10 protein-coding genes are annotated in these 15396 nt (G+C 41.5%); 5 read left to right on the plus strand and 5 right to left on the minus strand.

All coding sequences use genetic code 11. The annotated features are described in order from the left end of the window. Positions 1–388: 388 nt before the first annotated feature. Positions 389–1225 (minus strand): photosystem II manganese-stabilizing polypeptide, encoded by an 837-nt coding sequence (locus V7K45_RS30185; RefSeq protein WP_335009247.1) that lies wholly within the window; start codon positions 1223–1225, stop codon positions 389–391. A 784-nt stretch (positions 1226–2009) separates the two neighbouring features. Between V7K45_RS30185 and V7K45_RS30190 the strand changes: the two genes are divergently transcribed. Further along, on the plus strand, positions 2010–2357 hold the full coding sequence (locus V7K45_RS30190) for a hypothetical protein (RefSeq protein ID WP_335009249.1): 348 nt from the start codon (positions 2010–2012) through the stop codon (positions 2355–2357). A 110-nt stretch (positions 2358–2467) separates the two neighbouring features. Here the strand turns inward: V7K45_RS30190 and V7K45_RS30195 are convergent, their stop codons facing one another. Both V7K45_RS30195 and V7K45_RS30200 read right to left on the minus strand, forming a co-directional pair. Continuing rightward, entirely contained in the window at positions 2468–7516 is a 5049-nt protein-coding gene (locus V7K45_RS30195) for an nSTAND1 domain-containing NTPase (protein WP_335009251.1), read from the minus strand. Between the two features lie 91 nt (positions 7517–7607). Continuing rightward, positions 7608–8939, minus strand: coding sequence for a P-loop NTPase fold protein (locus V7K45_RS30200; protein WP_335009253.1), 1332 nt, complete (start codon positions 8937–8939; stop codon positions 7608–7610). Between the two features lie 903 nt (positions 8940–9842). On the opposite strand from V7K45_RS30200, the gene V7K45_RS30205 reads away from it, so the two are divergent. The 3 genes from V7K45_RS30205 to ftsZ all read left to right on the plus strand — a co-directional run bounded on the left by V7K45_RS30205 (position 9843) and on the right by ftsZ (position 13070). Then, complete coding sequence (locus V7K45_RS30205; protein ID WP_335009255.1) at positions 9843–10676, plus strand: cell division protein FtsQ/DivIB; 834 nt, start codon at positions 9843–9845, stop codon at positions 10674–10676. Positions 10677–11405: 729 nt separating this feature from the next. Next, positions 11406–11693: a hypothetical protein gene (locus V7K45_RS30210; protein WP_335009257.1), complete on the plus strand. Its 288-nt coding sequence runs from the start codon at positions 11406–11408 to the stop codon at positions 11691–11693. 60 nt (positions 11694–11753) lie between these two features. Beyond that, positions 11754–13070, plus strand: a complete 1317-nt coding sequence (ftsZ, locus tag V7K45_RS30215; protein ID WP_335009259.1) for a cell division protein FtsZ — start codon at positions 11754–11756, stop codon at positions 13068–13070. A 504-nt stretch (positions 13071–13574) separates the two neighbouring features. Here the strand turns inward: ftsZ and gshB are convergent. Beyond that, entirely contained in the window at positions 13575–14549 is a 975-nt protein-coding gene (gene gshB, locus V7K45_RS30220; RefSeq protein ID WP_335009261.1) for a glutathione synthase, read from the minus strand. Between gshB and V7K45_RS30225 the strand changes: the two genes are divergently transcribed. Beyond that, on the plus strand, positions 14517–14747 hold the full coding sequence (locus tag V7K45_RS30225; RefSeq protein WP_335009263.1) for a hypothetical protein: 231 nt from the start codon (positions 14517–14519) through the stop codon (positions 14745–14747). The two genes, gshB and V7K45_RS30225, sit on opposite strands and share 33 nt — an antisense overlap. Before the next feature lie 38 nt (positions 14748–14785). On the opposite strand, the gene grxC is transcribed toward V7K45_RS30225, so the two are convergent. Beyond that, positions 14786–15058 (minus strand): glutaredoxin 3, encoded by a 273-nt coding sequence (grxC, locus tag V7K45_RS30230; protein WP_335009265.1) that lies wholly within the window; start codon positions 15056–15058, stop codon positions 14786–14788. Positions 15059–15396 lie beyond the last annotated feature (338 nt).

The following is a 15396-nucleotide window of genomic DNA, read 5'->3' on the forward strand; positions in this document are numbered from 1 at the left end:
TTACAGTAAAATTACGCGATCATTCCACTGAAATTTATCTAATAATTAAAAATTACTAATAATTTAAAAAATTTTTATGTATATTTACGCAAGTCAATAAAAAAAGGGCGTCTCACCCTTTTTTGTACTTAAGTCTATAGTGTTTTAATGAAAGGCAAAAGGTTAAAGGCATGAATCCATTCACCCATAAGGCTGAGAGATAAGAATTTTCCCAATTGCCAGGGCTATTTTGCCCCAATTTTACTCAGATTTAATTTTTCCCCATTTTTATAAAAAATCTATCCACCCTCTTTTTTAAAGAGGGTGGATAGTTTAACTTTTGCGATCAAGTCTGGTACTTACAGAATTGTCGTTTTGAGTGCCAGTCAGTTGCCTTGCTTTTGAAGATTTAGCCACGAGTAGATTCAACCCGTCCATAAAATAGACCACGAATCTTGACTTCTTTAGGTTCGCCAGCACCTAAATCTGTATCAGATGGCTGTTCGCTCTCAAAAGTGCCAGCAATTTCACCGCTAGAACTGTCTATTTTAGCGATTTGCAGAGAAATCTTGCCATTGAGATTTTCAGCACGCTTGACGTTAGTGCGGGTAAGTTCTTCATCATCTGCTTGGGCGGGGAGAGCTACAGCATTATCGTAGCCACTGACGACACCACGACCTTTAGGATCTAGGAAGGCAGCACCACGATAGGAAGGAACTTTAAAGCTGCCTTCAAAGTCCGTAGAGGTGTTAATACTGGTCAAGCTGGGTTGGCTTTGGGCAACCAAATTTTTGATGGTGAAGAGGAAAGGTACTCGCTCACCACCAGGAAGTTGCACAGTGATGGCTTGGAAGTCAAGACCATCAGTTTCCTTAAAAGTCAGGCTATTATCTGCGTTAACTTTTAGATCACCTTGCACCTGGTCAATGGTGGAAGTGTATCTGGTCAACAATTTGCCAGCAACAAATTCTGCTTCTTGGCGTTTATTAGCAGGTTCTTCTTTAATGAAGAAGCTAGTTGGTTCCAAGCAAAGTTCTTTGATGGTATAAGACTGGCTAGAATCAATGGGAATGGAACCACGGCTTGTTTCTGCTAGTTGTGGGCATTTATTCGCCAAGCCAGTGCCGCGAATTTGATCGTAAGTGAGTACATCTCTACCACTACTAGTAGTAGGAGCATCACTACAAGCGGTTATTAGCCCCAGGCACAAAGCCAAAAATGCAACAATTAAAGCGCGATACCTCATGGTCAACCTCAATCTCAAAAATTAATATCTAAGTTGTAAAACTGCATCGAAGCTTTGATCTCTGATGAGAAGCCGCTATGCGAAAAGCTACTTTTGTTCGGACACGGCTTTGCTCTGATTAAGAGAGTTTAAGCAAGTGTTCGGGTGTCTAGTTGTCAGACGCTGCTCAAACTTTTCTCTGCTAAACGTAGTTAAACGTGTCGCTCTCTTGAGCTTGGAGTGTAAACCCCAGACTAAGTAGAACACTGCATCCATTTTGGATGTGTGTCACTAGGGGAGCAAAAAACCAGCAGTTTTACTGTTGGTGGCATTTGTTTGGAGTTGGGCGAGTGTATGAGTAAGCCTCACACAGAGAAGCATAAATGCTTGTGCCTTGAAAAGTGCAAACAGGGGTGTCTGCTTCGCACTTTGCTCTTGCTTATCGCAAAAGCGTCGTCGCCCAAGTCTTTTTGTATCATGTATGTGACGCCACTACATACAGCCCATTGTTGGATGGGTAAATCAGCCAGATCATACGATTTTTTTTAACTCAAAATCAAAGTTCTCAAAATCCAAGAAAGTCTCGTCCCGATCGCATCTAGCTTCTGTAAAGCCTATGCTAAAGGTTACTACGCTCTTTTTGGAGCGATCGCAATTGCTTTTGATAAAGATACAAATCTAGTTATATTCACCCTTAACTAGGGCAAGTGAGGAGATGCGATAACAGGGAGACAACTGACAAACTAGGGAAAATTAAAAATCTCCGGTAAATTTGAGTTGACCTCATTTATACGGAAAAGGTGGCATGAACGATCGCAAAAACATTGAATCAGAGAAGTTGTCTGGTAAACTGCAAGCGCTCGCAACTGTGGTGTATGATGCCGCTACAGGTTGTGAAGGCGATACTGTAGCTCTTTTAGCTTTGCTGCGGCAATTAGAGCAGTTACACCGAGAGATCCGAGATGGGGTTTTTCAAGAGAGTTTGCCTGTTAACCGCCGCCAACTTTACTCACTGCTGAAAGATATTGAGTCTGAGGGAGGCTGGCCCTACATTGAGCGCATGAGGCTACAAGCCTTTTTAGCGAATTTGCCACAAGAGGCTCCCGAAGAAAATAGCCATGAAGTTTTGGAGAGCGATCGCTCTTTTGGCTGATTAGCTCGATATTTATTTCTAGCTCTGAATTAATAACTCCGATCGCCTCATCAACCGCTAAACCAAGAGCGGTTGCTCATTGAGGCTTCAACCTAATTCGTAATTTGTAATTAAAAAGGGTTTGTACGGATTATCCCATCACAAAGAAGGCGATCGCGCTCTTCAAGATTGTGGTTGTGCTTAAGGTAATCACCCACCCAATCGCAACCACGAACAAGCAGATCGTCAAGATTTAAATTCCACAGAATTATCGTGTTGTCAGTACTTGCTGATGCTAGTGTTTGACCATCTGGGCTAAAACTGACACTTAATACCCCAGCGCGATGTCCATTAAGACTTTTAATTAACTTGCCTTCAGGACTCCAGAGTTTCACTGTACTGTCCCAATTGGCGGCGGCGATTAATTCACCATTGGGGCTGAAAGTCACTGCATTGACGCTATCGCTGTACCCTTTTAATAAGGTTTTTAATAACGTCCCATCCCGTCGCCACAGTTTTACGGTGTTATCCCAGCTAGCAGAAGCCAGTAACTCGTCAGTCGGACTAAAGCTAACACCTGTCACCCAGCTGTTATGGGGTGAGAAAGTTTTTAACAATGTACCATCCCGTTGCCAAAGTTTAACGGTTCCATCATCACTGGCAGAGGCTAAAACCTGACTATCATGGCTGAAGTTTACGCTATTTACCGAATCCTGATGCCCCACTAAGGTTTTGAGTAACTTGCCCTCACGGTTCCAAAGTTTCACTGTTTTATCTTTGCTAGCTGATGCCAAAAACTGACCATCAGGGCTGAAATTTACGCTCATAACACTATCGCTATGTCCGTGGAGAGTCATGATTAAAGTACCATCCAACCGCCAAAGTTTCACTGTTTTGTCAAAACTTCCTGAAGCCAGCATTTCACCTTTGGGGTCAAAACTGACACTAGTAACTTCATTTGTATGCCCCACCAAAGTTTTGTAAAGTTGGGTTTTGACCTCGCCATTACTGGTGTATCGTTGCCAAAGTTTTACAGTGCGATCGCGACTACTAGAAGCTAGCATCCGGCCATCGGGACTCCAAGCAACGCTCAAAACTCGCTTCCGATGCCCTTGAAGAATAGACGGTCTTGGAGCATCTAAACTCCATAGTTTTATACTTTTGTCGAAACTTCCTGAAGCTAGCAATTTGTTTTTTGGACTGAAAGCTAAGCTGACAACATCATCACTGTGTCCTTTGAAGGTTTTGAGTAAAGTACCAGTAATACTCCAGAGGTTTATGGTTTTATCTTCACCTGCGGAAGCTAACTTTTTACTATCGGAACTAAAGCTCAAACTCCACACTGTACTGCGATGCTGTCGTAAAGTTTTGTAAAGACGAAAGTCAAAACTATCTTTAGTGCTGTTACTTTCCCTGAGCCAAAGTTTCACTGTCTTATCTCGACCTGTTGAGGCCAAGAATTTACCGTCTGGGCTGAAAACAGCTATCATCACAGCTTGTTGATGTCCCTGCAAAGTTGTAACAAGGCTACCGTCCCGTCGCCAGATTTTTACTGTTTTGTCATCGCTGGCGGAGGCGATGAATTGACCATCAGGACTGAAGTTTACCCAGTTAACCCACCCTCGATGTCCTCTCAGTATTTTTACTAGGCTACCGTCTTTGTGCCAGAGTTTTACAGTTGTATCCTTACCGCCAGTAGCTAACAACTCACCATCAGGACTGAAATTAACGCTGTCAACCGAATCTCCATATCCTTTCAGGGTTTTATATGGTTTAGGGTCAAATTCACCTGTAACCGGGTTTTTGTGCCAGATTTGCACTCTTTTGTCAATGCTGGCGGAAGCTAGGGTTTGACCATCAGGGCTAAAACTTACACAGGTAACAGCACCAGTATGACCTTTGAGGGTTTGGAGTAAGGTACCGTCAGGACGCCAAAGTTTCACTGTTTTATCTTTACTGCCTGATGCTAGCAACTGACCATCTGGGCTAAAAGTTACTCCCCAGACAACATCAGTGTGCCCTTCCAGGCGGTTAACCTCAGTTACCCCGTAAACGGCTTGTTGCAGTGCTGTTACTACCCGCATTCGGGTATCTGGCTGAACTCCATCAGCTTGTTTAAGTCCTTTCCAAGCCCGTAGACTTTCTAGGAGGGCATCAAATTCTTTATTTGATGCAAACAGAGCTTCGCTAGCGGCAGCGATCGCACTAATTTGTAAGTTGGTTTCACTACGTTCAGCTCGTAGAGTTTGACGCACTGCTGCTCTTTTTTGTAAGTCGGCTTGCCACCATAATGCTGCGATTGTTCCCCCCATAATTGCTAGGATTGCACCTGCTATCCGTGCTTCCCGCAGTCGTCGTTGCAATACCAAATTTAGTTGCTTTTGACTGAGTTGTTGGGCTGCTTCGGCTCTAGTTTTTTCAAGTTTAATTTTTTCTAATTCGGCGAGCATACCATAGTTGTTCTTTTGGCGAATTGGTTCAACTAAATAATCGTGGACTAACTGGTAGCGATCGCCTAACTCTTCTCTGACTCGCAATACCAAGCCTGAACCCACCAATATTTCTAAAATCAGTTCTCCAACTTTGTCAAAGCTTGATATCGTATCTATATCATAATTATTAACTAATGCAGCTGCTAAATCAGCTTTAGTTTTTAAAGGTCGCGTCCCCTTTTCATCTGTTAATTCAAATAATAATTTCCAACTTAACTCTTCGTTCTCTTGACCGCAGTCTTTGATAACTTCCCCTAACCAGCGCTCCACCAATTTTGCCGAGCCACCACAAAGCTTATATTCTGCAAGTGTCGTAATGTTTTCTATTTGTAGTTGAGCGCCGACTATTTGTAATTCAATTGGATGTACTTCGTCTAGTTCTCCTGTCAAATCATGGACTAATCGGTTAATTAATTCCTCACTTAGTTCATAATGTGAACGTTGAGTAAGACTGTGAATTATGGCTTTGGCATCTCGGCTAGAGAATTTTCCTAAATAGTAGCGAATATCCTTATCAAGAATATTTTTATTAATTACTCCTAAATCATATAATCCAGTACTATTTTTCTGACTCAAACGTTCAAACTCTAATAAATGATGTAAGTAATCTTCTCGCAATGAAAGAATAATTTTTACATAAGAAATATTTAAACATTCACTAAAAAATTTATAAAATTCTATTCTTTGTGTAGGAGGATTACTAACAAAGAAAAATTCTTCAAACTGGTCTAATATGATAACTATTGTATAATTGCGTTCAGATGCTAGCCGAATTCTTTCTAATATTATGGTGGGTGTAGAGTCAATATTAACCGATATTCCTGTGTACGCTAATGCTTGGTTGATACTGCTGCTTAAGATTGTTATCCAATCAGTATAAACAGACAAAACAATCGGTATAGGAATGCGTTCACCGATAACTTTTCCCTTAAGTGCTGGGACTAAACCAGCTTTGAGAATTGAACTTTTACCGACACCAGATGGCCCATAAATAACTGTGAGTTTGTAGTCAGCGCGGGCAATTCTTTCAATTAAGCGATTGACATCTTGTTGCCGTCCAGAAGCAGATATTTCTTGAGCAATTTCTTCAGGAATAAACGGTATTTTGTGAGGTTCTAGTACTGGGTTAATTCTGGGGCGTTGTGGCTGTAATTGACTTGCTCCGATAAAGGCACGAAAACCATACTGATGTTCTATTTTAATTTTTTCTTGCTTCAGCTTAAAGGCTTCTGTATAGTTATGACACTCAAAAAAGTAAAGCGATCGCAGTTCCTCTAAAATCTCTAAGTACAGTAATGGCTGATGTTGTAGCTCACAAACTACCCTCGCCCATTCCAAATTATTGATAGCTTCTTCACACTCACCCAAATGCCGTTGTGTGCGTGCTAGTAAGAGAAGATACCAACTTTCTTGTCGTCTTCTTCGCAAAGCGTCTCGCAAAGAAACTTGTGTTACTTCTTCGGAGATAGAAAGTGCTGTATTTGCTAATTCATGAGCCAGTACCCAATTCGATTCTGAAGCCGCCACATTTGCCAAAAAACCATAATTTTGAGCAATTTGTGCAGCAGTCCCATAAGTTTTATGTAGGTGTAATGACTTTTGAGCTAATTCTTTTAAGTCATTCCAGGCTTGTAAACGTTGCAGCATTTCACAAGCAGGCAAAATGAATTTAGCAACTAAGTCTTCTCTTTGTACCTCCTCCAATAGCTCTAAGCATTGTTTAAACCACGACAGAGCATGTTCGCAATAGCTACTAGTATTCTGGTATAAGTCTGCCATTCGGTGATAACAAAGCCCCAGGTGGAATAGGACTATTGCTTGCTTGAGTAAAGATGAGGGGGACATAGGTTGAGGACATGAGAGAGGTAAAGAAGAATTACTCTCCCACTCTGCTAGTCTCCTCGCTTCCTGCTGCCATAATGCAAGGCTTCGTTGATAATTGGCTAAAGCACCATTAATTTGATCGTTGGCGTATTTATCTCGCCCCAACACAAATTCTAAACTAGCCTCTAATCCTGGTGTTAATTTAACGCCATACAGGCGTAGTAAATCATTACGCGCTGATTCTATTTCGTGACGGTGTTGCGACTTAGGATCTAAATCTAGGAAGGCATTAGATAAAAACGTTTCAGCACCTGCTTCTAAAACTTTGTCAAATAGAGATTCTTCCTCTTGAGAGATCAAAGCAATTAAATCTGCTTTGGTCATTTCAAATTTAATAGTGGTTGCAGCCCAGCTTTTGAAATCAGGTGCTAATTTTGAAAGCAATGATGCCACTTCATCCTGTAGCCACAACACCACTGGAAATGGAAAAGTCGCAGCATAGATATCTCGTGCTTGGTTGATACCTGTAAGTAAGTTTTCGAGGTCGGTAATTGACTCAATACCGAAAATCATTACAGCAGACGGTAAAGAGTCTGTAAGGACAGCAGGATTATCTAAAGATAGTTCTGAGATTATTGTGCTGTGTAAAGAAGTAGTTGATGGATTGAGAACGATTTCTCTGATATTAATTTCTTTGGTGTTCGAGCGAATATTCTCTAACATTTGCTCGCGTAATCGCCCATAGTTGCATCGAACTAAAATCAGAGCAAATTGACCTTCAGAAAGTGCGATCGCTCTAATCAATCTTTGTAAAGTATGCTGATTTTCTTTGGTGTAGACGCGTAGCTGTTTATCATTACTCATTGGATATGGGGCATTGGATATGGGGCATTGGATATGGGGCATTGGTCATTTGTTAGTGAACTAATGACCAATAAAAAATGACAATTGACTGTTACTTGTTTTGTTGCCAAGCCAAAACTTTTTCTGTTTCTGCCAAGGCTGGACTAATGCCAAACCAACGCCCCACAGGATCGCGATATTCAAAAAGATACATGCTTCTTAGTAAGCTTTGATAGTCAGACTCACCTTTAACTCTCTGCTGCTGTACTACTTCAAACAATAATTCCCACTGGGACTCATCAATGGCTAATAGCAGATCGTCGCGGTAGTCCTTAATCACGGCTTCTAAGCAGTCCCTAGAAAAAGGCGGATCTTGTCGTTGCAGACAGCTATAAAGTAAGCCTAATAAGTTACGAATGTGACCACCACTCACGCGACATAGACGATCCAAGGTTTGGGAGCAATCGAATAATTCTGTAATTAATAAAAGTCTGCTATTCAAAGGAACTTCTGGAAAAGCTCTAGCTAGAACTAACTGGCGTACTAGTGACATTCCTGGTTCGTAGTCACTGCCATCTCTTTGCCGCACTAGTACCATCGGTAGTACTTTTGGTGCAATCCCTCCCCCCAGACGATTTTTCAGTGTCTCATACTCATTGGAGAAAATTAACGTCAGGGGAATTGTGTAAACTAGGTGGCATTTAAGTCGGCGTAACTGTTCGCCTCGGTCAATGAAGAGATATTCTGGTTGCGATCGCCCGGATGCTAAGGGACGCATATCCACTCGATCCAAATTATCTACAATTACTACCAGTCCTTTTTGACCCCTTAGCTTTAGCTGTTCAACAGCCTTTTCTAAAATCTCCTCGTTAATCGCCTGCAAAATACTATTGGTACGTGGTTCCAGATATTGCCTCAGTTGATTCCGCATCTGGGTGCTATCTTTGGTTTTCGCGGTAATTTTGGCAATACCCAAGGACAACTCTGCTTGTCCAGAAAGCTCTATGGGGCTTTGCAAAAAATCGCCTACTTCTTTAAATAAATTGGTAAAGTAACCAGGTTTGAGTTTGATGCTAATCCCTTCTAAACTGGCACTGACTTGACGGGCTACACTCAGCAAAATATCGCTGATATCAATATCTGCCATGTCTAAGTCTTGACTGGACTCAAAATAAACCACATGAAATCCTGCCAATTCTAGTTCTGTCTTGAGGCGCTGCAATTCCGTTGACTTACCGCAGCCGATATGACCCGTAAATAACTGACAGGTTGGCTCATCAGGAGAAATACGAATGATAGTTCTTTGCAATTCTTCGACAATCTTGCAGCCACGTACATCAGCAAAATCTATGTAATACTGCCGATCTAGTACGTTACTTATATTTAGCGTGTAGCTAGGGTTACATGCTTTATAAAAACGTGACAAATTTAATGTCGTTTTCATGTATGTAGAGGTTTATGTAGATGCAGCTTAGTTTGGATTTTTTATACAATAAATCCCTATCTAGGATGTAGATACAGGATTGACTCACAAGGTAGTAGTGTCTTGCAAAAGACAGCACTTGTTGCCAGATTACTGTCAGTAGTATGGTAGAGATTTAATTGACCCTAATAGCGAATGGCACTAAGATAATGCAAACCCATTATCTACAAAGCTTTGGGGTGTGGGGTGTAGGGTGTGGGGTATAGTGACGTTCGCGCCAGCGTTGCGTAGCAAAGAAATTTGTTTATGTTCGCACTTATTTTTACTTTTCGTGATTTTTTCCGAATCTACACCCTACCCCCTATACCCATACCTGGCAAGGATTCCATCTTTTATTGGTGCCGTTCGACCTGTCAGGTCTTAAGCATATCTGTCCTTTTTACACCTGCCATTGAGGTTTTGACAATCTCTCCCTTCTGTTCGACCTGCCACAAAATTATATGGCTGAGGGATTAAGTAAAAAAAGCTACAGATTTTCATGCTTCTCAGTTTGGATAGCTGATGAGTGTAACTGGTATGAATTATAGCAAGGGATACAGAGATCCAGGAATACTTGTGTATCATTTCACATTCTATTTGTCAAGAAAGCAAAATCCCACACATCTCAATTAATATTTTGTAATCTTTAAGGAAAAATCTTCAAAAATAACTTGTCAAAAAGACTACAGTCAGTTAAAAATGGACACCGGAAACTTTAATAGGACTAATTACTAGCGCCATAATCATTGTGTAGTTACTGTAAAGTGTTACTAAAAATAAAAAAGTCTTGAGGAGAGCGGCTAAAAGATGCCAACAGTGTTTACTGAAATTAATAATGATACGAGCTTGTCAAGGAATTTAGATTGCAATCAAAAAGGGGTGTGAATGGCTGGCATAATATCAGTTTCCCGCACGCATCTAGCCCAGCGTCGTCAGAAATTGCGTCGGCAGCGGCAGATGAGAATTATTCAAGCTATTTGGCGAACCTTTGCCATTACTGCTTTGGCGGGTGGATTGTTCTGGGTGACAGTCCAACCGATGTGGATGCTAAAGGCTCCCAAACAAATAGTGATGAAATCAGGCAATAAATTGCTGTCGGATCGAACAACTCAGTCATTGTTGGTGCTGTCTTACCCTCAGTCTTTGTGGCGGATTCAACCGTCAGCGATCGCTAACTCTTTGAAGAAACAACCAACTATTGCCCAAGCAATCGTCAGACGCCGCCTATTTCCTCCTGGATTAATCATTGAAATCCAAGAACGAGTACCTGTAGCGGTAACTCAAACACGTGGCAACAAAAAAGTAACAATCGGCTTGCTAGATGCAAGTGGGGCCTGGATGCCTTTAGAAAAATATACATCACTGAATCCTACTAGAAAATTACCCAATCTCAGAGTGATTGGTTCGCCAAATCAATACTGCCTTTACTGGACTCAACTCTATGAAGCTGTGAGCCAAAGTCCCGTGAAAGTGATGGAAATTGATTGCCAAAATCCAACAAATTTAATTTTGAAAACAGAATTAGGAAATGTGCATCTTGGTGTTCCAGGTCCCCAATTGTCTGAACAAATTAAGGTACTCGCCCAAATGCGTCATCTAGCAACAAAATTTAATTCCAGTCAAATAGAGTATATCGATCTGAAAAATCCTGAACTTCCATTAGTACAAATGAACCAAAAAGACCAGAAATTAACTCCCAAAATTCCTAAAAACATTTAGTATGTTTATTATTTTGATAGTTCCTAGTAAATTAAGAAGCTTTATGCTGATAAATATATTTATTATTTTCAGTTTTCTAGCAAATCGCCCTAAAATCGGCATTAACTTCTAATTAAAATGAGAAAATCAATCATAAAATCTCTATTGCGAGTAACAGACCCTCAATTGTTACCCTAACATCTAATAGTAGGGTGCAAAATTTCAGATAGTCTAATGATGGTCTATAGCGTACCAAACGCCTTCTGCCCATACATCCCTTGACTAAACCCAGTGCAAAAAAGAGAACATTGCTTGAGCTTTTCATTCAGATTCAGACTCGCGAACAGAGACCACCGATCGGAACGGTTTATGCCACCATCCAAGTGCAGAGGCAAAAAGGCTCTGCCTTTGGTCTGTTAAGGACACTTCCAAAGACAGTTTACCGAAGTTTCAATCTGTAACGAAAAATGCCAGCCAAAGTTGCGTAAGCATTGCTTCTGGGCAATAAGTTTGGACTGTTCTGTGCTGTAATTCCTATTAGGTGACGAAATCTCTTAGGAAATCTTGATTTGTTGGCCGCACTAGTGAGGGTTCTTGTAGGATAGACTATTGCTCCAACAAAGTGTCCATTAAGACCACCCAAACAACAAATTAATCAGGTATAGTCTGACAAGTAAATTCTTGCTTAGTTTAACTTAAGCATAAGTAAGTAGAAGGTAAATTTTGTGTCTAAAGCTGCAATTATGCCCAATGGTAAAACTTATTAACAATATTATTATTGAGGCAGAGAAGATACGCTGTAGTGTGTCTCTACAAGTAATGCCCGCCGCTGAGAATAGTGAAGAGATTAATGTCTGGTTGAAGTTATACAGGTCAGTTTTAGATAAATATAGGTATACTTCTCTAGAATTGGCTGTGCGATCGGCTGTGTTAAAAGCTCATCCCATAGCAAATTTTCGCACTGCCAATTCTGTTAGGCTTGGCAGTAGTGAAAACAATAAAGAACAACGCCATACTCTTGTGGCTTTGTCAAACTAAAGTTGACTCTGAGGTGAATAACACCTGAAAAAGTCGTTTATCTACCCTTTCACAAATCCAATGACACTTGATAATAACCAAGGACTTAACTATAAAAATTCCCAATCTACGGGACAGCCGGGGTTCTCTCTGGCAGTTAACTCGACCAATCCCTTTAATAACTCTGGGTTGAACTTCGGGCAAAATCACGATAATAAAAAAATTTCTCCGGAAAATAGCCGAATTGGTGAGATTGTTCCTGGCCGGGTCGCCAACATCAAAGTGATTGGTGTCGGTGGTGGTGGTGGCAATGCTGTTAACCGCATGATCGAGTCTGATGTTTCTGGCGTAGAGTTTTGGTCAATTAACACTGATGCCCAAGCTCTTACCTTAGCTGGCGCTCCAAGTCGATTGCAAATTGGGCAGAAGCTAACGAGGGGTTTAGGAGCAGGTGGTAATCCTGCGATCGGTCAAAAGGCAGCTGAGGAATCACGGGACGAAATTGCTACGGCTTTAGAGGGTGCAGATTTAGTATTTATCACTGCTGGTATGGGGGGTGGTACTGGGACGGGTGCAGCACCAATCGTGGCAGAAGTGGCCAAAGAAATGGGTGCCCTCACTGTTGGTGTAGTCACACGTCCATTTGTTTTTGAGGGACGCCGCCGCACCAGTCAAGCAGAACAAGGTATTGAAGGACTAAAAAGTAGAGTAGATACACTGATCATTATCCCCAACAACAAACTGCTGGAAGTGATCCCCGAACAAACGCCTGTGCAAGAAGCTTTTCGTTATGCAGATGATGTACTGCGTCAAGGGGTGCAAGGTATTTCTGATATCATCACGATCCCCGGTTTGGTAAACGTTGACTTTGCTGATGTCCGAGCAGTTATGGCAGATGCAGGATCGGCATTGATGGGAATTGGCGTTAGTTCTGGAAAATCTAGAGCTAGAGAAGCTGCGATCGCAGCTATTTCTTCACCATTACTAGAGTGTTCTATTGAAGGCGCTAGAGGGGTTGTATTTAATATTACAGGTGGTACTGACCTGACTTTGCATGAGGTGAATGCAGCCGCAGAAGCAATCTATGAGGTAGTCGATCCCAACGCCAATATTATTTTTGGGGCTGTAATTGATGACAGGCTTCAAGGTGAGGTAAGAATTACTGTAATTGCCACCGGATTTACAGGTGAAGTGCAAGCTGCGGTACAACAAAGTGTGGCTAACGTTCGAGTAGCACCTAATACCTCGAAGCGTCCAACAACACAGCAACCGACAGTTAATCCCCCAGCCTCAACTCCAAGTTCAGCTCCAACCCCAACTCCAATTCCAGAACCAAAGGAAAAACCTGGATTAGATATCCCTGATTTTCTGAGAAACCGACGTACACCAAGGAATTAAAAGATTTGGGATTTGGGATTTTAGATTAACTTAGCAGTTTCAGGTCAGGCTGAACGCTGTATAAAATCTGCTACTTCCACCAGGGTTTTACCAAGGGCAGGGATAAGCAATCTTTTGCTGTACCCAATTTTGTCAATTGGTAAAAAAACTTGTCAACGCTACTTTATAGAATGAATTTGGGCAGGAGTCTATTGGCTTGCATGTCCAGCTATGCTTTCAGAACAAAACAATAAAAATACCTGCCCAACTATGGATGCATCACTGATAGCGCAGTGTTAGCAAGTCTTCTCCCAAGGGAAGGCGCCAAGGGCGAACCAGGTCACGATCGCCTGTGACGATCGTAGACATGAATGCATCTACCCTTTGCAATCCACTAAACTCATATTCCGTACAAGTAAATATATTTACTTAAACCAAGTAGCGTAGGCAACTAGCCCACCAAAGTGCGCGAAAGAAGTCTGTTTGCTGGGGAATTAAGACATCAAACAAAAAAATAAATGTAAATTATTTTTGGATTTTTAATCTCTGTTCAATCCATTGAATAACCTGATGACCAAGGCAAGTACCATCTAAGCGGTCAATCTCACGAATGCCGGTAGGACTAGTGACGTTAACTTCAGTTAGATAGCCACCGATAACGTCAATACCCACAAAAATTAAGCCGTCTTGGCGTAAGCGTTCGGCTAGTTGGGTACAAATTTCATACTCTCTTGGGGTAATTTCGGTTTGAGCGACTGTACCACCAGTTGCCATATTATTGCGAAAATCAGTTCCACTAGAGAGGCGATTGAGTGCACCAATTGGTTCGCCATTGAGCAAGATAATTCGCTTATCTCCTTCTTTTGCCTCCGGTAAATAGGTTTGTACCATTACTGGCACTTTACCTTGGAGGGTACTGAGTTCAACAATAGAGTTAAAATTGCGATCGCCTGATTGCAAAAACAAAATTCCTTCACCAGCTTTGTTACCCAACGGTTTGAGAACTGCTGCCCCCTTTGCTTCCATGAATTGCCGAATAAATTGCTTATCAGCACTGACAATCGTTTCAGGAATCGCCTTGGTAAACTGGAGGGCGTACATTTTTTCATTTGCCCCTCGGACGCCACTGGGACTGTTAATCACCAGGGTTTTATTTTGGTCAATGTAATCCAGAATGTAGGTGGCATATAAATAGGAATCATTGACAGGTGGATCTGTCCGCATAAATACGGCGTCCATTGTCTCTAAAGAAGTCAAGGAGGAATCGCTCAACTTATACCAAGGATTTACCGCTACCCAGCGTCCCTCCACCAACTGCACTGGTACAAGTTCGACTCGCTGTAGGACAGCCCAAGCTTTGCCCTCCACCACACTCAGCAGATTTGCCTGAGTCACCCAAACTTCATGTCCCAGAATTTGCGCTGCTTCAATTAGGGCAACACTGGTATCATGACACGGGTCAAGTAGATGGATGGAATCAATGATAAAAGCCAGTTTCACCCTTTATACCTCAATCACCAAGAAATTAAATGGTTATTCAATTATTATCCCTTGATGATCTTAGCAATTGACGTACATCTGTACTACGGAGTAGAACTGGAGGGTAAAGTCTTGTGGACAGATATCGGTTTTGTCAGGAAAAAGCCCGTAGATAAGGCAGCACGTTGTTTTTCTATAGTTGTAGCGACTGCCGCGTAATTTGCAGCGGCTTGTCGCTAGTGCAATACCTTTTGAATCTATACGCTATTGCTAGAAGTTAGTAACTCATCCAGCTTGCCTTGACTGTCTAAAGCATGGATATCATCACAACCACCTACATGATGGTCATTGATGAAAATTTGCGGTAAAGAGCGCCGTCCATTTGCCCTTTGAGCCATTTTATTTCTGGCTACTTCATCCCCATCAATACTGTATTCGATAAATTCAACACCCTTGTTTTTCAGCAAACTTTTGGCACGGATACAAAACGGGCAAGTCCTCCAGGTGTAAATTTCTACTTTTGCAGCCATGATGTCCTCAACTTGATTTAATACTTTTTAATTTTAGAGCTTTGCCACTGACTGTGGCTGCTTTATCCCTTCATAACCTAATCTACAGAAGCAGTGAATATGGACTGCAAAGTTAATGCTAGCCAAATATGTGAGAGTTGTTATTTTTTATCCGACTTAAAAAACTAATAATATTTCAGTTTAAATGCTGGGAATACCAGTAATTGTATTGAGATTGTTTCTATCATTCAACTTTTTTGAGTACTAATACCATTTCTTTATGAAGCTGCGCTAAATAAAGCTTCAAGAATAAAGTCGTAAGAAGTGAGAGAAGCAATCACCTCAGGTGTAATTGCTTT

This window comes from Nostoc sp., from assembly GCF_036917375.1.
Classification (GTDB): Bacteria; Cyanobacteriota; Cyanobacteriia; order Cyanobacteriales; family Nostocaceae; genus Nostoc.